Below are 20263 nucleotides of genomic sequence, written 5' to 3' on the forward strand. Positions count from 1 at the left end.
GACCCCCACCCCATCCGTGAACTCCGTCGGCACCGTGCTTGCGCATGCAACCACCTCATGCAAGCGAAAGCCCCGCCACTGCAGCACTTTCGCGTCGTCATCCCTACGCAACCGAATGTGATCTGCGTCCATAAAGTCCGCCCGCAGCACGCCGCTATCTCGCTTTGACGGCCGTCACCGAACCCCCACCGGGCACCCCCGTTCGCTCTGCAACCACCCCCAGCCGACGCACCGACGCCGGCACCCTGCCCACCTGGAGCACCCTGCATGAAGTGGTTCCAAGATCTGCCCATCGCCCGCAAGCTGGCCGTGGGGTTCACCCTCACCACGTTGATGACCCTGGTCCTCGGCGCCTTCGCCCTGTTGCGCCTGAGCGAGGCCAACAATCAGCTGGGCGAGATGGCCAGCAACGATATTCCGTCGGTCCAGCACCTGGGCGAAGCACGCTCGCAGCTGGGCGAGTTCCGCACCTACGAACTGGCCCTGCTGAGCATGCTCGACCAGCCGGAGAAGGTTGCCGACTACAACAAGCGCATGGACGACACCGCCAAGGCCGTGCATGACGAACTGGCCGCGTACTCGGCGCTGCCCGCACTGGAAAAGGAACGCGAACTCTATCGCGCGGCCAACGTGCAGCTGGAGCGCTATTTCGCCGCCAACAAGGCGATGCGCGAGGCCGTGGCCGCCGGCGATGGTGCCTTGGCGCAACAGATCTCCGACGAACAGTCGCGCCCGGCCCGTCGTGACCTGTTCGCCGCGATGAAGACCCTCGGCACCCACATCGCCGGCCTGATGGACGGCAAGATTGCCGCTGCCAATACCACCCACCGCACCAGCATGATCGCCATCATCGGCTGCATCGTGCTGCTTTCGCTGGTCGCAGCCGCGCTGGCCACGGTCATCTCGCGCGCCGTCACTGGCCCGCTGGGCAAGGCCGTGCATGCCATCCAGGCGGTTGCCCGCGGCGACCTCAGCGTCAGCACCCAGGCCACCAGCAAGGACGAAGCCGGCAAGATGCTGGCCGCCACGGCCGAGATGACCGCGATGCTTCGCCGTTTCAGCGAACAGACCCAGCTGATGGCACAGATGCACGCTGGCCCGGACATCAGCCACCGCATCCCGGAAGACTTCCCGGGCGTGTATGGCCAGCTGGCCGGGGGCATCAATACCGTGATCTTCGAGCACCTCGATGCGATCCGCGATGCCATCGACGTGCTCAACCAGTACGCCACCGGCAACCTCACCCCGGACGCACGTCGCCTGCCGGGCAGCCGCGCGATCCTGCACGAGTCGATGGATGCAGCCAAGGCCAGCCTGCTGGCCATCAACACGCAGATCCAGCAGCTGGCCTCGGCCGCCGCCGCCGGTGACTTCAGCCAGCGCGGTGATGCACAGCGTTTCGATCACGATTTCCGTGTGATGATCGAGCAGCTCAACAGCATGATGCAGGTGGCCGACGGCAACCTCGGCCAGCTCTCGCAGCTGCTGCAGTCGATCGCCGCTGGCGACCTGACCGCACGCATGGACGGCCAGTTCAACGGCGTGTTCGCACGCATGCGTGATGATGCCAACACCACCGTTGCACAGCTGACCCAGATCGTCGGCCAGATCCAGGCCAGCGCCGGCAGCATCACCCTGGCTGCCGGCGAGATCGCGTCGGGCAACAGCGACCTGTCGCGCCGTACCGAACAGCAGGCCGCCAACCTGGAAGAAACCGCCGCGTCGATGGAGGAACTGACCTCCACCGTGCGCCAGAACGCCGAACACGCCCGCCAGGCCAACCAGCTCGCCATCGGCGCGCATGGCGTCGCCTCGCAGGGCGGAGAGGTCGTCGGCCAGGTGGTCACCACCATGTCGGCCATCGAAGCCTCGTCGAAGAAGATCGCCGAGATCATCAGCGTCATCGACGGCATCGCCTTCCAGACCAACATCCTGGCACTGAATGCCGCGGTTGAGGCCGCGCGTGCCGGTGAACAGGGCCGCGGCTTCGCCGTGGTCGCCAGCGAAGTGCGTACCCTCGCCCAGCGCTCGGCTGCGGCCGCGAAGGAGATCAAGGGCCTGATCGACGACTCCGTCGGCAAGGTCGCCGAAGGCTCCAGCCTGGTGCACCAAGCCGGCAGCACCATGGGCGAGATCGTCGCCTCGGTGCAGCGCGTGACCGACATCATGGCCGAGATCTCCGCAGCCTCGCAGGAACAGTCGGCCGGCATCGAGCAGGTCAACCAGACCGTGGTGCAGATGGACGAAACCACCCAGCAGAACGCCGCGCTGGTGGAGGAAGCCACCGCCGCCGCGCGTGCAATGGAAGACCAGGCCGTGCAGCTGGGGGAAGCCGTGGCCCGCTTCCGGCTGGCATCACAGGGCGCCACCGTCGCGCCGACACGCCTGACCACCGCACCGCTGCCACGCCAGGTGGCGGCCGCCGCGCCGGTTGCCAGGCCCGCCCCTGCTCGTCCGCTGCGTGGGTCGGCGGCGCAGCCAGCACTGGCTGCGGACGGCGATTGGCAGGAGTTCTGACCTACGCGGAGGCATCCACGCAGAACCACGGGGTCAGATCCCTTTCCCGCGGGAAAGGGGTCTGACCCTTACGCGACCCTACACTCATGGAAAGTGATGCAATTCTCACTTCATAATCCGGCACAGTGGCCGATATCCCCATCGAGCCTCGCGCCAACGCGTGCTGGCGCCCGCCCCTGACCGTAGATTCCATGTCCGACGGCAACGACACTGCAGTGCATGATGTCCACGCGGCTGATGCCGCTGACGAACGTTTCCTGGTCCGCAATCCGCGCCAGCTGCGGCAGCTGCTGCGATCGCTGATCGACCAGCGATCACTGATCAATGCGCATATCGACGGCCGCGACCGCTCGTTCCCGACCGCGCTGCTTGAACTCGACGAGGACGACGACACCCTGCTGCTCGATGGCAGCCCGCAGGAGGCGTCCAACCGCGCCGCCGAACAGGCCGACCATCTGCTGTGCTTTGCCCAGCTCGAACGCGTGCTGGTGCGGTTCCGCCTGCAGGCACTGCAGCGCGTGGACAACGACGGCCACGTCGCCTTCCGTGCCCCTCTGCCGGACGAACTGGTCCATCTGCAACGACGTGAGATGTACCGGCTGGAGACGCCCGTCACCGATTCGCCCCAGTTGCTGATCCCCGCCGGCGAGAGCCGTGCCGAAGCGCTGTCGATGCGGGTGGTGGACATCAGCGGCGGCGGCCTGGCGGTAGCCGTGCCTACCGACTGCGCAGTGTTCAGCCTGCAGAAGCGCTACCCGGCGGTGCTGTCGCTGCCCGACGGCCCGGACCTGGAGATCGAGCTGGTCGTCTGCAACCTGCTGCCGCAGCGCCAACCCAACGGCATCGAGATCAAGCGCGTGGGCATGCGCTTCGACATCCTGCCCCGCGGCGCCGACAGCGCCATCCAGCGCTACATCTTCCGCATCGACCGCCAGCGCAAGGCGCGCCGCAACGGCGAGCTGTAAGGCCTCCCGACCGGTAGTGCCGGCCGCTGGCCGGCACTGGTCGTATCCACATTGTTGCCAGGTTGCCGGCCAGCGGCCGGCACTACCGCTTCCCGTATAGATCCACGCCATGCGTGGATGCCCCCACCCTCCCCGGTAGATCCACGCCATGCGTGGATGCCTTCCCCCGACACCTAAAGTCCCCAACCAAGGGGCCGATATCGAGCCTGACACCGGGACTTCCGGCAGAACCAGGACCCCTCGATGAACGACAAGACCAGCTCCACCGCCAACGCCGGTGGCGAATTCCTCAGCTTCACCCTCGGTGCCGAGCACTACGGCGTGGACATCCTCAAGGTGCAGGAAATCCGCGGCTACGACGCCGTCACCCGCGTGCCGGATGCCCCGGACTACATCAAGGGCGTGATCAACCTCCGCGGCACCATCGTGCCGGTCATCGACCTGCGACTGAAGCTGCGCCTGGACAACGCCCGCTACGACGCCTTCACCGTGATGATCGTGCTGAACGTGGACGACCGCGTGGTCGGCATCGTGGTCGACAGCGTCTCGGACGTGATCCCGCTGTCGGCCGAGCAGATCCGCCCGACCCCGGAATTCGGCGCCGCCGTCGATACCCGCTTCATCTCCGGCATCGGCACGCAGGACGACCGCATGCTGATCCTGCTCGACATCGAGACCCTGCTGGACAGCGCCGATATGGGTCAGGCCAACGTCGTTGAAGACGCCGCTGCCTGATCGAACGGACCTGCTTCACGTTCTGGTCACAAAACCCTTCAGTTCCCTCCGGCAGTGCCGATAGGGGGACAGAAGCCGGTCGCGCAGGAGCGCGCAGAACCGGAACGACCATCACCATCCCCGGAGATACACCTCGATGAAGTCCCTGCTTGCGTTCGTTTCGGCCGCTGTCCTGGCCACCACCGCTTCCGCCGCGTTCGCCCAGTCGGCCGACATGATCCCGCCGGAACTGGCCCCGCGCTCGGTCGGCAAGGACGGCATGGTCTGCGGCAAAGTTGAAAAGGCCCGCTACGCAGAAGGTTCCGAAGGCCAGCCGACCTTCCTGTACATGGGCGGCGCCTTCCCGCGCCACACCTTCTCGGCCCGCATCGCCGGCGAGAACCGCGGCAAGTTCTCCTTCCCGCTGGAAACCCTGGAAGGCAAGACCGTGTGCGTGATCGGCAAGATCCAGCGCGACGCCTCGCGCGCGGAAATCGAAGTCAGCTCGCCGGCCGGCCTGAAGCTGGCCAACATCAAGTAATCCGCTGTCCGTCGAACCACGCCGGACCTGGTGCCGGCGTGGTTTCTGCTGCAACCGGGCCCGATGCCCGGACGCGTCTGCCTTAGGAGCTCGCAACGCCCATGCCGTGGATCAACAACCTGAAACTGATGCCGAAGCTGCTGCTGACCTTCGGTGTCCTCCTGCTGGTGATGCTGCTGCAGGGCATCGTCGCCTATCGCGGCCTGCACTCGCTCAACAATGTCACCACCGAGTTGGCCGGTTCGCGCATGGAGAGCATCCGCATGGCCGGCGAGATGCGCGGCATGCTGGGTGAATATCGCAACGCCGCCTACCAGCAGCTGATCCGCGCCAGCGACGACGTCAAGGCCGATGCACGCAAGCAGACTGTCGAGCTGCGCGAGAGCATGGACAAGTCGATCAAGGGCTACCCGGCACTGGTCGACAACGCACAGCAGAAGAAGCTGTTCGACACCTTCGCAAAGGAGTGGAAGGACGCCCTGGCCTCCTATGACAGCGTCACCGAGATGCTGGAACTGGACCTGCCGGACGACGCCATCGATACCTTCGTCGGCGAGACCCGCACCAAGCACCGCAAGGCCGCATCGGCGCTGGAAGCGCTGATCGCCGAAGACAACCGCCTCGCCCGTGCCTCGCGCGAAGAGGCTGAATCCACCTATTCCGCCTCGGCCGTGCTGACTGTGATCGCCCTGCTGGGCGGCGCCGCGCTCGGCCTGGTGCTGGTCTGGCTGTTCGCCCGCGCCCTGGTCGGCAGCGTGCGCGGCGCCGTGTCGGTTGCCAACGACGTGGCCGGCGGCAAGCTCGATGGCCACATCGACGTCAGCCGCCAGGATGAAGTGGGCGAACTGATGCAGGCCATGCAGCGCATGCAGCGCGACCTGCGCGAGCGCATCGAAACCGACCAGGCCGTCGCCCGCGAGAACCTGCGCATCCGTACCGCGCTGGATTACAGCTCGACCGGCGTGTACCTGACCGACACCAGCAACACCATCGTTTACAGCAACCGCGCCCTGCAGCAGACCCTGAGCCAGTACCAGGACGAAGTCCGCCGCGATCTGCCGGACTTCGATGCGCAGGCTTCGCTGATCGGCAAGCCGGTCACCGTGCTCGAGCACCGCGGCGAGATGGACCAGACCCTGCTGGGCAACCTGAAGGCACACGGCGTCGCCCGTCGCCCGATGCAGTACGGCGATGCCCAGTTCGCCCAGGTGGTTTCGACCATCCGCAATGAAGGCGGCGACACCGTCGGCTACGTGGTGGAATGGCGCGACCGTACCCAGGAAGCGCAGGTGGAAGCCGAAGTGGCCCGCGTGATCGCCCAGGCTGCTGCCGGCGACCTGTCCGGCCGTATTGATTCCAGCGACAAGGAAGGCTTCTTCCTGCAGCTGGCCCAGCAGATCAACGGCCTGCTCGACGCCAACGCCGGCAGCATCGAGCAGATCTCCGGGCTGCTTGCCGCACTGTCGCAGGGCGACCTGACCGTGCGCATGCATGGCGACTACCAGGGCGTGTTCGCCCGCATGCGCGACGACGCCAACGCCACTGCCGCGCAGCTGAGCGAGATTGTTACCCGTATCAAGCAGTCCAGCCGTGCGATCAGCTCGGCCGCTGGCGAGATCGCATCGGGCAACAGTGACCTGTCGCGCCGCACCGAGCAGCAGGCCGCCAACCTGGAAGAAACCGCCGCCTCGATGGAGGAGCTGACCTCCACGGTGCGCCAGAACGCCGAGCACGCCCGCCAGGCCAACCAGCTCGCCATCGGCGCGCATGGCGTCGCCTCGCAGGGCGGTGAAGTGGTCGGCCAGGTGGTCACCACCATGTCGGCCATCGAAGCCTCGTCGAAGAAGATCGCCGAGATCATCTCGGTCATCGACGGCATCGCCTTCCAGACCAACATTCTGGCGTTGAACGCCGCAGTGGAAGCTGCGCGTGCCGGTGAACAGGGTCGTGGTTTCGCCGTGGTTGCCAGCGAAGTGCGCACCCTCGCCCAGCGTTCGGCCGCTGCCGCCAAGGAGATCAAGGGCCTGATCGACGACTCGGTCGGCAAGGTCAACGACGGCTCGGCGCTGGTACACAAGGCCGGCGCCACCATGGGCGAGATCGTCGCCTCTGTGCAGCGCGTGACCGACATCATGGCCGAGATCTCCGCAGCCTCGCAGGAGCAGAGCGCCGGCATCGAGCAGGTCAACCAGACCGTGGTGCAGATGGACGAAACCACCCAGCAGAACGCCGCGCTGGTGGAAGAAGCCACCGCCGCCGCACGTGCGATGGAAGAACAGGCCGGCCACCTCAGCGAAGCGGTGTCGATCTTCGTGGTCGACGAAGCCGAGACCGTGGCTGCCCCGCGCATCGCCGCTGCCCCGGCCCCGCGTGCTGCCGCACCTGCCGCGCCGGCCCCGGTCGCCCCGCCAGCCCGCCGCACCGCCGGTGGTCGCCCGATGGCCACCGAACTGGCCGACGGAGACTGGCAGGAGTTCTGATGCCTGCCTGACCTGACGCACGAGAACGCCCTGGCCCTGCGCTGGGGCGTTTTCGTTCTGCAGAATCCAGGCTCCTCAACTGCACGATGCCGTGCGCTCCGCTAACGCAACTCAAGCCTCTCATCGAAATCGAACTCGAGCTGCCTGGGCGCGCGGCAGGCACGGAATCGACGCCATGGCCTCAAGCCTTCCATGCTTATCGGTGGCGCTAGAACAAGCGCATGCTGCCATGCAGACACTTGGCTCGCGTATGCACAGCGACGATAGGTGTGGGAAATGGACAAGCGTAGAAAGCGAGCCAACGCGGACATACGGAAATCATGGTGCTCCAGCATCACCAGATAGATGCTGGCGACCGAGTAGTGCAACTCCCCCTCGGCCGGAGGAATCGGATCCGCTTCGCGGGCCTCCATTACGCTCAGCGGGTCATCTCCATCGGCGCTCAACCGTTCCAGCAAGGGATGGCTCCCTGCGTCGTCCCCCGGCGCATGATCCAAGCGCACGGCGTGCCGGACGTTCAGCTCGGTATAGCGCACAAGCCTCTGATAGAGATGGCTGATCAGCTGGCTTTGATCGTCGCGCTCCTTGAGATTCAGCGGTCGCCTGTCGGACTGCTCCCATGTGGCTACCAACAACCAGGCTTCACTGATCACATCATCTTCGCTGTACTCACCCCGCGTATGCCGCGCAATGCGCCTCAGATCGCCCTGTCGCTCCACCATGAACTCCGCAAATCCGTCCAATGCCTGCCCGCTCCACACTGTGGCCTCCCACAGTGGGCCGGGTGGCGGCCTCCGGCTATGAACGGAGTTGCAGATTTCTGAGGGCTGCCGGCGGTTGGATGACGATGGGCAGGCAACGGATGCTACGAATTCCTATCCACGCATGGCGTGGATCTACTGGATTACGCGCTACCGGACGCCCACGCCCGCCGCCGCTGCAAGGAAACCTGAATACGTTCGGACACCGCACCTCAATCCCCCGGCCCATCGGCCGATAACGGGGTTGTCACGGCGTGTCCCGCCGCTGACCGGCTCGGCGCCGCCCGCCCGCTTCGACCTGGTCCTGCTCGATGAATCTCATGCATCGCTGGCAACACTACTTCAGCAACCTCTCCGTCCGGCGCAAGCTCAACCTGCTGACGCTGCTCATCGCGCTCGGCGTGATCGCGCTCTCGGTGATCGCCGCCCGCATGCAGTACCTCGACCTGACCGAGACCCGCAAGACCGCGCTGAAGACCCAGGTCGAACTCAGCTACGGCATCCTCCAGCATTACCACCGCCTGGCCGGTACCGGCGAGCTCAGCGAGGACGCTGCCAAGAGCGCGGCGTTGCAGGCGCTGGAAGTGATGCGCGCCGAGAACGATGCCTACTACTTCAACATCTACGACACCGGCTACCGCCTGCTGATGCACCCGTTCCGCAAGGACCTGGTCGGCAAGGACATGAAGGACTTCCGCACCGACGACGGCGTACGCATCTACTACGACCAGGTCGAAGCGGCCAAGGCCGGAGGCGGCTTCGTCAACTATCGCTGGGCCAAGCCCGGCAGCAAGGGCGAGGTCGAGAAGGTGGCCTACGCCGGCCTGTTCGCGCCCTGGAACTGGGTGGTCAGCAGTGGCGTCTACATGGACGACGTGCAGAAGCAGGCGCTGGTGTTCACCGCCATCATGGCCGTCTCCGGTGGCGTGCTGGTGCTGATCGTGCTGGCCCTGAGCTGGCTCATCGGCAACCGCATCGCCGTGCCGCTGAAGCAGGCAACGGCCGTCGCCGAGGGTATCGCCCGCGGCAAGCTGGACAGCCACATCGGCCCGCAGCCGCATGACGAGACCGGCCGCCTGCTGGACGCCATGTCGGGCATGCAGCAGCAGCTGCACGCGGTGATCAGCGGCCAGCGCGAGATGGCGCGCCGCCACGACGGCGGCGAACTGAGTTACCGCATCGACGCCAGCGCCTTCCCCGGCGAGTACGGGCTGATGGTGCAGGAAACCAACGCCCTGGTTGGCGGCCACGTGCAGACCCTGCACGACGTGCTGGACGTGGTGCAGCAATACGCGGTCGGTGATCTCAGCCGCGACATCGCACGCTATCCCGGCGAGAAGGCCGCGATGACCACCACCGTCGACACGGTCAAGGCCAACCTCGGCCGCATCAATGCCGAGATCAAGCAGCTGGCCAGTGCCGCCGCTGCCGGCGACTTCAGCCGTCGTGGCGATGCGCAGCGCTTCGATCACGATTTCCGCCTGATGCTGGAAAACCTCAACGCGATGATGGCGGTCAGCGATGACAACCTCGGCAAGCTCTCGCAGCTGCTGTCGGCCATCGCCGAAGGCGACTTGACCGCGCGCATGCACGGCGACTACCAGGGCGTGTTCGCGCGCATGCGGGACGACGCCAACACCACCGTCGCGCAGCTGACCCAGATCGTCGGCCAGATCCAGGCCAGTGCCTCCAGCATCACCCTGGCCGCCGGTGAGATCGCTTCGGGCAACAGCGACCTGTCGCGCCGCACCGAACAGCAGGCCGCCAATCTGGAAGAAACCGCCGCGTCGATGGAGGAGCTGACCTCCACCGTGCGCCAGAACGCCGAGCACGCCCGCCAGGCCAACCAGCTCGCCATCGGCGCGCAGGGTGTGGCCTCGCAGGGTGGCAGCGTGGTCGGCCAGGTGGTCACCACCATGTCGGCCATCGAAGCCTCCTCGAAGAAGATCGCCGAGATCATCAGCGTCATCGATGGCATCGCCTTCCAGACCAACATCCTGGCCTTGAACGCCGCGGTGGAGGCTGCGCGTGCCGGTGAACAGGGTCGCGGCTTCGCCGTGGTCGCCAGTGAAGTGCGCACCCTCGCCCAGCGCTCGGCCGCCGCTGCGAAGGAGATCAAGGGCCTGATCGATGACTCGGTCGGCAAGGTCGCCGAAGGCTCCAGCCTGGTCCACCAGGCCGGCAGCACCATGGGCGAGATCGTCGCCTCGGTGCAGCGCGTGACCGACATCATGGCCGAGATCTCCGCGGCCTCGCAGGAGCAGTCGGCCGGCATCGAGCAGGTCAACCAGACCGTGGTGCAGATGGACGAAACCACCCAGCAGAACGCTGCGCTGGTGGAAGAAGCCACCGCTGCCGCGCGCGCGATGGAAGAACAGGCTGGCCAGCTGGCCGACGCCGTGGCGATCTTCCGCCTGGACAACCAGGTCTCCGCCGCCGTGAAGGCCGTGGCCGCACGCGTGGAACCGGCCCGTGTCACCACCGTGGCACGTCCACAGCCGGCCAGCACGCCCACCCCGGTCCGCCGCAGCAGCAACGCCAGCACCTTCGTCGCCAGCGACAGCGACTGGCAGGAATTCTGAGACCCACCCGCGGCGGCTTCGGCCGCCGCCTCTGCCGATGGACACGTCCCCCGTGCAAAGTCCTACTCCCATCGTCACCGGCCCGCGCGAATTCGAGTTCGCCGACCGTGATTTCCGCCGCGTCTGCGACCTGATCTACCAGCGCGTGGGCATCGCCCTCGCCCCGGCAAAGCGCGACATGGTCTATGGCCGCCTGTCGCGCCGCCTGCGCACGCTGGGCATGCGCAGCTTCCAGCAGTATCTGGACCATCTGGAGCAGGAAGACGGCGACGAGTGGCAGGCGTTCACCAACGCGCTGACCACCAACCTGACCTCGTTCTTCCGTGAGCCGCACCACTTCGACAAGCTGCGCGAGGAGCTGCAACAGCGCTCCAGCCGCACGCCGCTGCTGCTGTGGTCGTGCGCGGCGTCCACCGGCGAAGAGCCCTACTCGATGGCGATCACCGCCTGCGAGGCCTTCGGTACCCTCAAGCCACCGGTACGCATCATCGCCACCGACGTCGATACCCAGGTGCTGGCCACCGCCGGCCGTGGCGTCTACAACATCGATCGCGTCACCAGCCTCGATCCGGACCTGCGCCGGCGCTACTTCCAGCGCGGCAGCGGCCCCAACGAGGGCCAGTGCCGCGTGTTGCCGGCGCTGCGCGAGTTGATCGAGTTCCGCCCATTGAACCTGCTCGCCCCGCGCTACGACGTCGGCGGCCCGTTCGACGCGCTGTTCTGCCGCAACGTGATGATCTACTTCGACAAGCCGACCCAGCGCGCGATCCTGGGCCGGCTGGTGCAGCACCTGTCCGACGATGGCCTGCTCTACACCGGCCACTCGGAGAACTACCTGCACGCCGCCGACCTGATCCAGCCCTGCGGGCGCACCCTGTACCGCCGTGCGGCAAGGGCCGGCGCATGAACGCCTCGCTGCGTACCGATGATGTGATGCGTTACCAGGACGCGCGCTTCAAGACCATTGCGGCCAAGCTGTTGCCGACCCAGTACCTGGTGGTCGACGACACCACCGCGCTGACCACCACGCTGGGCTCCTGCGTGGCCGCCTGCCTGCGCGACCCGGTGCTGAAGATCGGCGGCATGAACCATTTCCTGCTGCCCGAGGGCAATGCCGGCGACGGCGCACCTGCGCGCTATGGCAGCTACGCGATGGAACTGCTGATCAACGACATGCTCAAGCGTGGCGCGCACCGCAAGCGCATCGAGGCCAAGGTGTTCGGCGGCGCCAACGTACTCAAGGGCTTCACCAGCAATCCGGTCGGCACCCGCAACGCCGAGTTCGTGCGCCAGTACCTGCAGGCCGAGCACATTCCGATCATCGCCGAGGACCTGTGCGGCATCCATCCGCGCAAGATCTGGTTCTTCGCCGATACCGGCCGGGTGGTGGTGCAGCGCCTGCCGCATGCACACGAAGCCGAAGTGGCCGCGACCGAATCGGCCGTGCGGGCACGCCTGTCCAAGGCCCCGGTCACCGGCGGCGTGGAGCTGTTCGAATGACCCTGACCGGCAACGCCCCCTGCCGGGTCCTGATCGTCGACGACTCCGCCGTCGTACGCCAGATGCTCACCGAGATCCTGTCCAGCGATCCGTCCATCGACGTGGTCGGCACCGCCGCCGACCCGCTGCTGGCGCGCGAGAAGATCAAGCGCCTGGCCCCGGACGTGATCACGCTGGACGTGGAAATGCCGCGCATGGACGGGCTGGCGTTCCTGGAAAACCTGATGCGCCTGCACCCGCTGCCGGTGGTGATGATCTCCTCGCTGACCGAACGCGGCGCCGACACCACCCTGCAGGCACTGGCGCTGGGCGCGGTGGATTTCGTCTCCAAGCCGAAGCTGGACGTGGCGCGCGGCCTGCAGGCCTACGCCGACGAGATCATCGCCAAGGTCAAGATGGCGGCGCGCTCGCGGGTGCGTCCGCTGGTGCGCGCTGCCGCACCGAAGCTCCTGCTGGAAGCCGCTCCTGCGATGCGCCCCGCCGCGCCGCAGTTCCGCACCACCGACCGCCTGATCGCGATCGGCTCGTCAGCCGGTGGCACCGAGGCCCTGCGCGTGGTGTTGGAAGGAATGCCCGCCGATGGCCCGGCCGTGGTGATGACCCAGCACCTGCCGGCCAGCTTCAGCAGCGCCTTCGCCGAACGCCTGGACCGCCACTCGGCAATGGCCGTACGCGAGGCCAGCGACGGCGAAGCGGTGCTGCCCGGCCACGCCTACCTTCCGCCCGGCGGCAAGCACCTGCGGATCATCCGCGACGGTGCGCGCTGGCGCTGCCGCGTCGACGACGGCCCTGCGGTTAACCGGCACAAGCCCGCGGTGGACGTGCTGTTCCGCTCGGTCGCGCAGAACGCCGGCGGCAACGCCATCGGCGCCATCCTCACCGGCATGGGCGATGACGGCGCACGCGGCCTGCTGGAGATGCGTCAGGCCGGCGCCCCGACGCTGGTGCAGGACGAGGCCACCAGTGTGGTCTGGGGCATGCCCGGTGCCGCCTTCAAGCTCGGCGCTGCCGAAGAGCAGGTGCCGCTGGAGCGGATTGCCGAGCGGTTGCTGGCCCTGGCCCGCGGCTGATTGCGTGCCCCCGCTCAAGGGCGCGCGCGCAGTAGATCCACGCCATGCGTGGATGCCTTTGTAGAGTCGAGCCGCGCTCGACTCATCGCGCATCGCACGAACAGCAGCCAAGCATGGACTCGGCGCTACAGGCCATCAGGCAACAAAAAAAGGCGCCGGCTTTCACCGGGGGGTTCTTCGTTTCAACGCGCTACCCGCATGTGTGCTTTGATAGCGGTATTGCACAAGGAATGCTGCACATGATCAAAGGCATGGAAGGCCGCCCTGGCGGCCGTACTGCTTTCATTGCCACTGGCACCCGCCAGCGCCAGTGGCGATCTGTTCTACTTCGAGGCCAAGCAGGGTGATGTGTTCTTCATGCTGATGCTGGTGGGTCGCGAAGACCCCGGCGCGGTAAGCGTCAGCTGGAAAGGCGCGTCGATCCCGCCGTACCCCAACGTGCATCGCCGCTACTACATCGAATTCAACCGCGCAAAGCGCGAGGCCTATGTGCGTCCACATAGCCGTGATGGATTGCCCTGGTTCGAGATGGATGTTTCCGGTGAGCGCGGCAACGTGCTGATCGGCGGCCGTCGGTTGCAGGGCAACGCAGACTGGACCGTGCAATAGCGGATGCAGCAGACAAAAACCCCGGCTTTCACCGGGGGTTCTTCGTTTCAACGGGATGCCGGCCAGCGGCCGGCACTACCCTCAGGCAGCGACCGTCTTGGCCACGTCCTGGTATTCCTCGATCTGGTCGAAGTTCATGTAGCGGTAGATCTCCGCGCCGCTGGCAGCGATCACGCCCACATCGGCCATGTACTCTTCCTTGGTCGGGATGCGGCCCAGACGCGAGCAGATCGCGGCCAGTTCGGCCGAACCCAGGTACACGTTGGTGTTGCGGCCCAGGCGGTTCGGGAAGTTGCGGGTCGAGGTCGACATCGCGGTGGAACCTTCACGGATCTGCGCCTGGTTGCCCATGCACAGCGAGCAGCCCGGCATTTCCATGCGTGCGCCCGTAGCGCCGAAGGTGCCGTACACGCCTTCCTTGGTCAGCTCCGAGGCATCCATCTTGGTCGGCGGGGCCACCCACAGGCGGGTCGGCAGGTCACGCTTGCCTTCCAGTAGCTTGGCAGCCGCACGGAAGTGACCGATGTTGGTCATGCACGAACCGATGAACACTTCGTCGATCTTGGCGCCGGCCACTTCGGACAGGGTCTTCACGTCGTCCGGGTCGTTCGGGCAAGCCACGATCGGCTCGTGGATGTCGGCCAGGTCGATCTCGATGACGGCGGCGTACTCGGCGTCGGCATCCGGCTCCAGCAGCTCCGGGTTGGCCAGCCACGCTTCCATCTTCTCGATACGGCGCTGCAGCGAGCGCGGATCCTGGTAACCCTCGGCAATCATCCACTTCAGCAGAGTGATGTTGCTGTTGAGGTACTCGATGATCGGCTCCTTGTTCAGGCGCACCGAGCAGCCGGCCGCCGAACGCTCGGCCGAGGCGTCGGACAGTTCGAACGCCTGTTCGACCTTCAGTTCCGGCAGGCCTTCGATTTCCAGGATGCGACCGGAGAAGATGTTCTTCTTGCCAGCCTTGGCCACAGTCAGCAGGCCCGACTTGATCGCGTACAGCGGGATCGCGTTGACCAGGTCACGCAGAGTCACGCCCGGCTGCATCTTGCCCTTGAAGCGCACCAGCACCGACTCCGGCATGTCCAGCGGCATCACGCCGGTAGCAGCGGCGAAGGCCACCAGGCCCGAACCGGCCGGGAACGAAATGCCCACCGGGAAACGGGTGTGCGAGTCACCACCGGTACCGACGGTGTCCGGCAGCAGCATGCGGTTGAGCCAGCTGTGGATCACGCCGTCGCCCGGGCGCAGCGAGACGCCGCCACGGGTGGAGATGAACTCCGGCAGGGTATGGTGGGTCTTCACGTCCACCGGCTTCGGATAGGCGGCGGTGTGACAGAACGACTGCATCACCAGGTCGGCCGAGAAACCCAGGCAGGCCAGGTCCTTCAGCTCGTCACGGGTCATCGGGCCGGTGGTGTCCTGCGAGCCGACCGAAGTCATCTTCGGTTCGCAGTAGGTACCCGGGCGCATGCCCTGGCCTTCAGGCAGGCCACAGGCGCGGCCGACCATCTTCTGCGCCAGCGAGAAGCCCTTGCCGGTATCGACCGGCTGCACCGGCAGGCGGAACAGGTCGGTCGGGGCCAGGCCCAGCGCTTCGCGCGCCTTGCCGGTCAGGCCACGGCCGATGATCAGCGGAATGCGGCCACCGGCGCGCACTTCGTCGAACAGCACTTCGGACTTGACCTGGAACTCGGCGATCACTTCACCGTTCTTCAGCGCCTTGCCTTCGTACGGACGCAGCTCGACCACATCGCCGTGCTCCATCTTCGACACGTCCAGCTCGATCGGCAGTGCACCGGCATCTTCCATGGTGTTGTAGAAGATCGGAGCGATCTTCGAACCCAGGCAGACGCCACCGGCGCGCTTGTTCGGGATGAACGGAATGTCATCGCCGGTCCACCACAGCACGCTGTTGGTGGCCGACTTGCGCGAGGAACCGGTGCCGACCACGTCGCCGACGTAGGCAACCAGGTGGCCCTTGTCCTTCAGGTCGAGGATCTGCTGGATCGGGCCGCGCTTGCCGTCCTCTTCCGGGGTGAACGGCGCGTCGTCGCGCTTGTTCTTCAGCATCGCCAGGGCGTGCATCGGAATGTCCGGGCGGGTGGTCGCGTCCGGCGCCGGCGAAAGGTCGTCGGTGTTGGTCTCGCCCGGCACCTTGAACACGGTGACGGTCAGGCTCTGCGGCACTTCCGGGTTGCTGGTGAACCACTCGGCATCGGCCCAGCTCTGCAGCACGGCCTGGGCGTTGGCATTGCCGGCCTTGGCCTTTTCCTGCACATCATGGAAGGCATCGAACACCAGCAGGGTCTTCTTCAGACCGTTGGCGGCGATGGTGCCGACGCTGGCGTCGTCCAGCAGCTGTACCAGCGGGGCAACGTTGTAACCGCCGAGCATGGTGCCCAGCAGTTCGGTGGCGCGCTCACGGCTGATCAGCGGGTTCTGCTCGCTGCCCAGGGCGATCGCCGCCAGGTACGAGGCTTTGACTTTGGCAGCATCGTCGACGCCGGCCGGCACGCGGTGGGTCAGCAGGTCGAGCAGGAACTCGGCCTCGCCCTGCGGCGGGTTCTTCAGCAGTTCGATGACATCGGCCGTCTGCTGCGCGCTCAGCGGCAGCGGCGGGATGCCAAGCGCAGCGCGCTCGGCGACGTGGTGGCGGTAGGCTTCCAACATGACAACTCCCGGGTAATGCGTAGGTTGAAAAAACAAAGTGGGCTCAGGCTTGCGGCACGATCAGCTTCAGGCCCTTGAAGTAGTCGCGGTAAAACGTATCGTTCCAGGTGATCAGGCCGTCGCACTGCAGCAGTGCGTGAGCGCCGACCATGAATTCGTCCAGGCTGCGGCGGCTGCCGCTGCGCTGGCGGTGGCGGCGGTGCATCTCGCCGGCGCGCAGCGCCGACTTGGCTTCCATCGGGTTGAAATGCACGCCCATTTCTTCCAGTGCTTCGAGCACCTCAGCGCCGCCGCGCAGCGATGCGCAGACCTCGGCCAGGGTCGCACCGCAGACCACCACGCGGCCACCGACCAGGCTCTGCCGGAGGATGGCTTCCACGGCATCGGCCTGCGGACCATTGCTGAGCAGCTCGACCAGCACCGGTGAATCGACGGCGATCATCACGGCTTATTCCTCGTCACGCACCGCGCGTACCGCTGCGTCGGACGATTCGAAACCGTCCAGCGCGAACTTGCCGCGCGCCCGTGAAATGGCATCGTCAACACTCTTGCGCAGGATGATGCGGCTGCCGTCCAGCTCGACCTTCAGCAGCGTGCCCTTGGTCAGGCCGAGGGCATCACGCACCGCCTTGGGCAGGGTGATCTGTCCGCGCTCTGCAACAGTGGCTTCCATGGGTAGGCCCTCCAGAGTATGCACAAATTATACATACTTCCCCGGGCATACTTCCACCCTGAACAGGACCGGCACCCCGCCAGCCCTTGCCTCGCAAAGGATCGGCCACAAACGTGACATACGCCATACACCGTCCCCTGTAGTCTGGAACCGATGCCGCAGGCCGGAACCCGGCCCGGATGAATCCATTCAGTCTGGGGTTCATACTGGGACCACCGGGGCCGCCAGGCCCGCGGCGACCGCAAGCAGGTCCGCCCATGCGCGGGCCACTGCAAGCCATCCGCAAGAAGGAGTTACCCCGCATGAGCGATTCGTTCTCCACCCGCAGCCAGCTGAACGTCGGCGGCAAGACCTACGACTACTTCAGCCTGCCCACGCTGGGCCAGCGCTTCGATATCTCCCACCTGCCCTACTCGATGAAGATCCTGCTGGAGAACCTGCTCCGGCACGAGGACGGCGGCATCACCGTCGGCAAGGACCACATCGAAGCCGTGGCCCGCTGGAACCCGGCGGCCGAGCCGGACACCGAAATCGCCTTCATGCCAGCGCGCGTGGTCCTGCAGGACTTCACCGGCGTGCCCTGCGTGGTCGACCTGGCCGCGATGCGTGACGCGGTGGTCAAGCTTGGCGGCTCACCTGAGCAGATCAACCCGCAGATTCCCTCCGAACTGGTCATCGACCACTCGGTGCAGGTCGATGTGTTCGGCAAGCCGGACGCACTGGACCTCAACGGCAAGATCGAATTCCAGCGCAACCAGGAACGCTACGGCTTCCTGCGCTGGGGCCAGAAGGCCTTCGACAACTTCAAGGTGGTGCCGCCGAACACCGGCATCGTCCACCAGGTGAACCTGGAGAACCTGGCCCGCGTGGTGATGACCGCCGACAAGGACGGCAAGGCCGTTGCGTATCCGGACACGGTGTTCGGCACCGACAGCCACACCACCATGATCAACGGCATCGGCGTGCTGGGCTGGGGCGTGGGCGGCATCGAAGCGGAGGCGGCCATGCTTGGCCAGCCGTCGTCGATGCTGATCCCGCAGGTGGTCGGCTTCAAGCTGACCGGCAAGCTGCCCGAGGGCGCCACCGCCACCGACCTGGTGCTGACCGTCACCCAGATGCTGCGCAAGCTGGGCGTGGTCGGCAAGTTCGTCGAGTTCTACGGTGACGGCCTGCAGCACCTGCCGCTGGCCGACCGCGCCACCATCGGCAACATGGCCCCGGAATACGGCGCCACCTGCGGCATCTTCCCGATCGACGCCGAATCGTTGAACTACCTGCGCCTGTCCGGCCGCAGCGAAGAGCAGATCGATCTGGTCGAAGCCTATGCCAAGGCGCAGGGCCTGTGGCACGAGCCGGGCAGCCCGCACGCGCAGTACAGCACCACGCTGGAACTGGACATGGGCACGGTGAAGCCGTCGCTGGCCGGCCCGAAGCGTCCGCAGGACCGCGTGCTGCTGGAAGACGTGCAGAAGAACTACCGCGAAGCACTGGTCGGCCTGACCACCAACCGCGACAAGCGCAGCGATGACGTCTCCTCGTTCGTCAACGAAGGCGGTGGCGCCGCGGTCGGCAACGAGCAGCTGGCCAAGGGCTACGCCGACATCGAAACCGAAGGCCGCAAGGTCCGCCTGAAAGATGGTGCAGTGGTCATCGCTGCCATCACCTCGTGCACCAACACCTCCAACCCGGCGGTGATGATCGGTGCCGGCCTGCTGGCCCGCAACGCGGCCGCCAAGGGCCTGAACCGCCAGCCGTGGGTGAAGACCTCGCTCGGCCCGGGCTCGCGCGTGGTCACCGACTATCTGGAAAAGGCCGGCGTACTGAAGGAACTGGAGAAGATCGGCTTCTACGTGGTCGGCTACGGCTGCACCACCTGCATCGGCAACTCCGGCCCGCTGCCGACCGAAGTCAGCGCTGGCATCGCCACCGGCGATCTGGTCGTCACCTCGGTACTGTCCGGCAACCGCAACTTCGAGGGCCGCGTGCATCCCGAAGTAAAGATGAACTACCTGGCCAGTCCGCCGCTGGTGGTGGCCTACGCCATCGCCGGCACCACCGACATCGACCTGACCACCCAGCCGCTGGGTACCGGCAGTGATGGCCAGCCGGTGTTCCTGCGCGACATCTGGCCGAGCAACAAGGAAATCGGCGACGTCATCGCTGCCACCATCGGCCCGGAGATGTTCAAGCAGAACTACGCCGATGTGTTCAAGGGTGATACCCGCTGGAACACCATCGCTTCGCCGGACGGCAATCTGTACGAGTGGAGCGATGCCTCCACCTACATCAAGAACCCGCCGTACTTCGATGGCATGACCATGCAGACCGGCAGCATCGACGACGTGCACGGTGCGCGCGTGATGGGCCTGTTCGGCGACTCGATCACCACCGACCACATCTCCCCGGCCGGCAACATCAAGAAGGACTCGCCGGCAGGCCGCTTCCTGCAGGAGCGCGGCGTGCAGCCGGCCGACTTCAACAGCTACGGCAGCCGCCGCGGCAACGATGACGTGATGGTCCGCGGCACCTTCGCCAACATCCGCATCAAGAACCTGATGTTCGGTGGCGAGGAAGGCGGCAACACCCTGTACTACCCCGCCGGTGGTGGCCAGCCGGAGAAGCTGGCGATCTACGATGCGGCCATGAAGTACAAGGCCGACAAGGTGCCGCTGGTGGTGCTGGCCGGCAAGGAATATGGCACCGGTTCGTCGCGCGACTGGGCCGCCAAGGGCACCCTGCTGCTGGGGGTGAAGGCGGTCATCGCCGAGAGCTTCGAGCGCATCCACCGCTCCAACCTGGTCGGCATGGGCGTGCTGCCGCTGCAGTTCCGCAACGGCGAGAACGCGCAGTCTCTGGGCCTGGACGGCTCGGAAGTGATCGACATCACCGGCCTGCAGGACGGTGCCAGCAAGCGCGCCACGGTCACCGCGACCAAGGCCGATGGCACCAGGAAGACCTTCGAAGTCTCGGTGATGCTGCTGACCCCGAAGGAAGTCGAGTACTTCCGTCATGGCGGCCTGCTGCAGTACGTGCTGCGCCAGCTAGCAGGTCGCTGAACCGTCCTGCGGTACCAGAGGGCGGAAGCCCGGCCCCCGCGCCAGCGCGGGGGCGCTGCGGGGACGCGCGAACCAGTGGTTCGCAAGCGCGCCTCCTCGCCCACCACGGCGGCCTGCTGCAG

Annotated in this window: 15 protein-coding genes; 11 read left to right on the forward strand and 4 right to left on the reverse strand. The window is 66.2% G+C overall.

The annotated features are described in order from the left end of the window. Nucleotides 1-267: 267 nt before the first annotated feature. The 5 genes from ACJ7C5_RS17800 (at nucleotide 268) to ACJ7C5_RS17820 (ending at nucleotide 7217) form a co-directional block, all read left to right on the forward strand. Nucleotides 268-2517 (forward strand): methyl-accepting chemotaxis protein, encoded by a 2250-nt coding sequence (locus tag ACJ7C5_RS17800; protein ID WP_412703310.1) that lies wholly within the window; start codon nucleotides 268-270, stop codon nucleotides 2515-2517. 191 nt (nucleotides 2518-2708) lie between these two features. Further along, nucleotides 2709-3482 carry a flagellar brake protein gene (locus ACJ7C5_RS17805; RefSeq protein ID WP_088028335.1) on the forward strand — a complete coding sequence of 258 codons (774 nt, stop codon included), beginning with the start codon at nucleotides 2709-2711 and terminating at the stop codon, nucleotides 3480-3482. Between the two features lie 243 nt (nucleotides 3483-3725). Beyond that, a complete protein-coding gene (locus tag ACJ7C5_RS17810; RefSeq protein WP_412704671.1) occupies nucleotides 3726-4217 on the forward strand; it encodes a chemotaxis protein CheW in 492 nt (163 codons plus the stop codon). Nucleotides 4218-4353: 136 nt separating this feature from the next. After that, a complete protein-coding gene (locus ACJ7C5_RS17815; RefSeq protein ID WP_010482470.1) occupies nucleotides 4354-4737 on the forward strand; it encodes a hypothetical protein in 384 nt (127 codons plus the stop codon). Nucleotides 4738-4838: 101 nt separating this feature from the next. Continuing rightward, nucleotides 4839-7217, forward strand: coding sequence for a methyl-accepting chemotaxis protein (locus ACJ7C5_RS17820; RefSeq protein ID WP_412704672.1), 2379 nt, complete (start codon nucleotides 4839-4841; stop codon nucleotides 7215-7217). A gap of 101 nt (nucleotides 7218-7318) precedes the next feature. Here ACJ7C5_RS17820 and ACJ7C5_RS17825 read toward each other — a convergent pair whose 3' ends face one another. Continuing rightward, nucleotides 7319-7939, reverse strand: coding sequence for a hypothetical protein (locus ACJ7C5_RS17825; protein WP_412704673.1), 621 nt, complete (start codon nucleotides 7937-7939; stop codon nucleotides 7319-7321). Nucleotides 7940-8298: 359 nt separating this feature from the next. On the opposite strand from ACJ7C5_RS17825, the gene ACJ7C5_RS17830 reads away from it, so the two are divergent. From ACJ7C5_RS17830 to ACJ7C5_RS17850, 5 genes are all read left to right on the forward strand, one after another. Further along, nucleotides 8299-10560: a methyl-accepting chemotaxis protein gene (locus tag ACJ7C5_RS17830; RefSeq protein WP_412704674.1), complete on the forward strand. Its 2262-nt coding sequence runs from the start codon at nucleotides 8299-8301 to the stop codon at nucleotides 10558-10560. Nucleotides 10561-10612: 52 nt separating this feature from the next. Next, nucleotides 10613-11467 carry a CheR family methyltransferase gene (locus tag ACJ7C5_RS17835; protein WP_412704675.1) on the forward strand — a complete coding sequence of 285 codons (855 nt, stop codon included), beginning with the start codon at nucleotides 10613-10615 and terminating at the stop codon, nucleotides 11465-11467. Next, nucleotides 11464-12060: a chemoreceptor glutamine deamidase CheD gene (gene cheD, locus ACJ7C5_RS17840; RefSeq protein ID WP_008264676.1), complete on the forward strand. Its 597-nt coding sequence runs from the start codon at nucleotides 11464-11466 to the stop codon at nucleotides 12058-12060. Before ACJ7C5_RS17835 ends, cheD begins: the two co-directional genes overlap by 4 nt. Then, on the forward strand, nucleotides 12057-13130 hold the full coding sequence (locus ACJ7C5_RS17845) for a protein-glutamate methylesterase/protein-glutamine glutaminase (RefSeq protein ID WP_197617249.1): 1074 nt from the start codon (nucleotides 12057-12059) through the stop codon (nucleotides 13128-13130). Before cheD ends, ACJ7C5_RS17845 begins: the two co-directional genes overlap by 4 nt. Before the next feature lie 285 nt (nucleotides 13131-13415). Beyond that, a complete protein-coding gene (locus tag ACJ7C5_RS17850; protein ID WP_412704676.1) occupies nucleotides 13416-13739 on the forward strand; it encodes a hypothetical protein in 324 nt (107 codons plus the stop codon). Between the two features lie 81 nt (nucleotides 13740-13820). Here the strand turns inward: ACJ7C5_RS17850 and acnB are convergent, their stop codons facing one another. Genes acnB through ACJ7C5_RS17865 form a run of 3 tightly spaced genes read right to left on the reverse strand, consistent with a single transcriptional unit; the run spans nucleotide 13821 to nucleotide 17085 of the window. Beyond that, nucleotides 13821-16412 (reverse strand): bifunctional aconitate hydratase 2/2-methylisocitrate dehydratase, encoded by a 2592-nt coding sequence (gene acnB / locus ACJ7C5_RS17855; protein ID WP_412704677.1) that lies wholly within the window; start codon nucleotides 16410-16412, stop codon nucleotides 13821-13823. A 43-nt stretch (nucleotides 16413-16455) separates the two neighbouring features. Beyond that, a complete protein-coding gene (locus ACJ7C5_RS17860; RefSeq protein ID WP_008267153.1) occupies nucleotides 16456-16854 on the reverse strand; it encodes a type II toxin-antitoxin system VapC family toxin in 399 nt (132 codons plus the stop codon). 6 nt (nucleotides 16855-16860) lie between these two features. Continuing rightward, the gene (locus ACJ7C5_RS17865; RefSeq protein WP_005409505.1) at nucleotides 16861-17085 is read right to left on the reverse strand and encodes an AbrB/MazE/SpoVT family DNA-binding domain-containing protein; all 225 of its coding nucleotides are present in this window, start codon (nucleotides 17083-17085) and stop codon (nucleotides 16861-16863) included. 302 nt (nucleotides 17086-17387) lie between these two features. Here ACJ7C5_RS17865 and acnA point away from each other — a divergent pair, with 302 nt between their 5' ends. Next, complete coding sequence (gene acnA / locus ACJ7C5_RS17870; protein ID WP_412704678.1) at nucleotides 17388-20141, forward strand: aconitate hydratase AcnA; 2754 nt, start codon at nucleotides 17388-17390, stop codon at nucleotides 20139-20141. The last annotated feature ends 122 nt before the right edge of the window (nucleotides 20142-20263 follow it).

The organism is Nocardiopsis yanglingensis (assembly GCF_045809185.1).
GTDB classification, from domain to species: domain Bacteria; phylum Pseudomonadota; class Gammaproteobacteria; order Xanthomonadales; family Xanthomonadaceae; genus Stenotrophomonas; species Stenotrophomonas yanglingensis.

Coding starts and splice junctions, on each gene's coding strand:
- ACJ7C5_RS17800 (WP_412703310.1), top strand. CDS start 268: ATGAAGTGGTTCCAAGATCTGCCCATCGCCCGCAAGCTGGCCGTGGGG.
- ACJ7C5_RS17805 (WP_088028335.1), top strand. CDS start 2,709: ATGTCCGACGGCAACGACACTGCAGTGCATGATGTCCACGCGGCTGAT.
- ACJ7C5_RS17810 (WP_412704671.1), top strand. CDS start 3,726: ATGAACGACAAGACCAGCTCCACCGCCAACGCCGGTGGCGAATTCCTC.
- ACJ7C5_RS17815 (WP_010482470.1), top strand. CDS start 4,354: ATGAAGTCCCTGCTTGCGTTCGTTTCGGCCGCTGTCCTGGCCACCACC.
- ACJ7C5_RS17820 (WP_412704672.1), top strand. CDS start 4,839: ATGCCGTGGATCAACAACCTGAAACTGATGCCGAAGCTGCTGCTGACC.
- ACJ7C5_RS17825 (WP_412704673.1), bottom strand. CDS start 7,939: ATGGTGGAGCGACAGGGCGATCTGAGGCGCATTGCGCGGCATACGCGG.
- ACJ7C5_RS17830 (WP_412704674.1), top strand. CDS start 8,299: ATGCATCGCTGGCAACACTACTTCAGCAACCTCTCCGTCCGGCGCAAG.
- cheD (WP_008264676.1), top strand. CDS start 11,464: ATGAACGCCTCGCTGCGTACCGATGATGTGATGCGTTACCAGGACGCG.
- ACJ7C5_RS17845 (WP_197617249.1), top strand. CDS start 12,057: ATGACCCTGACCGGCAACGCCCCCTGCCGGGTCCTGATCGTCGACGAC.
- acnB (WP_412704677.1), bottom strand. CDS start 16,412: ATGTTGGAAGCCTACCGCCACCACGTCGCCGAGCGCGCTGCGCTTGGC.
- ACJ7C5_RS17860 (WP_008267153.1), bottom strand. CDS start 16,854: ATGATCGCCGTCGATTCACCGGTGCTGGTCGAGCTGCTCAGCAATGGT.
- ACJ7C5_RS17865 (WP_005409505.1), bottom strand. CDS start 17,085: ATGGAAGCCACTGTTGCAGAGCGCGGACAGATCACCCTGCCCAAGGCG.
- acnA (WP_412704678.1), top strand. CDS start 17,388: ATGAGCGATTCGTTCTCCACCCGCAGCCAGCTGAACGTCGGCGGCAAG.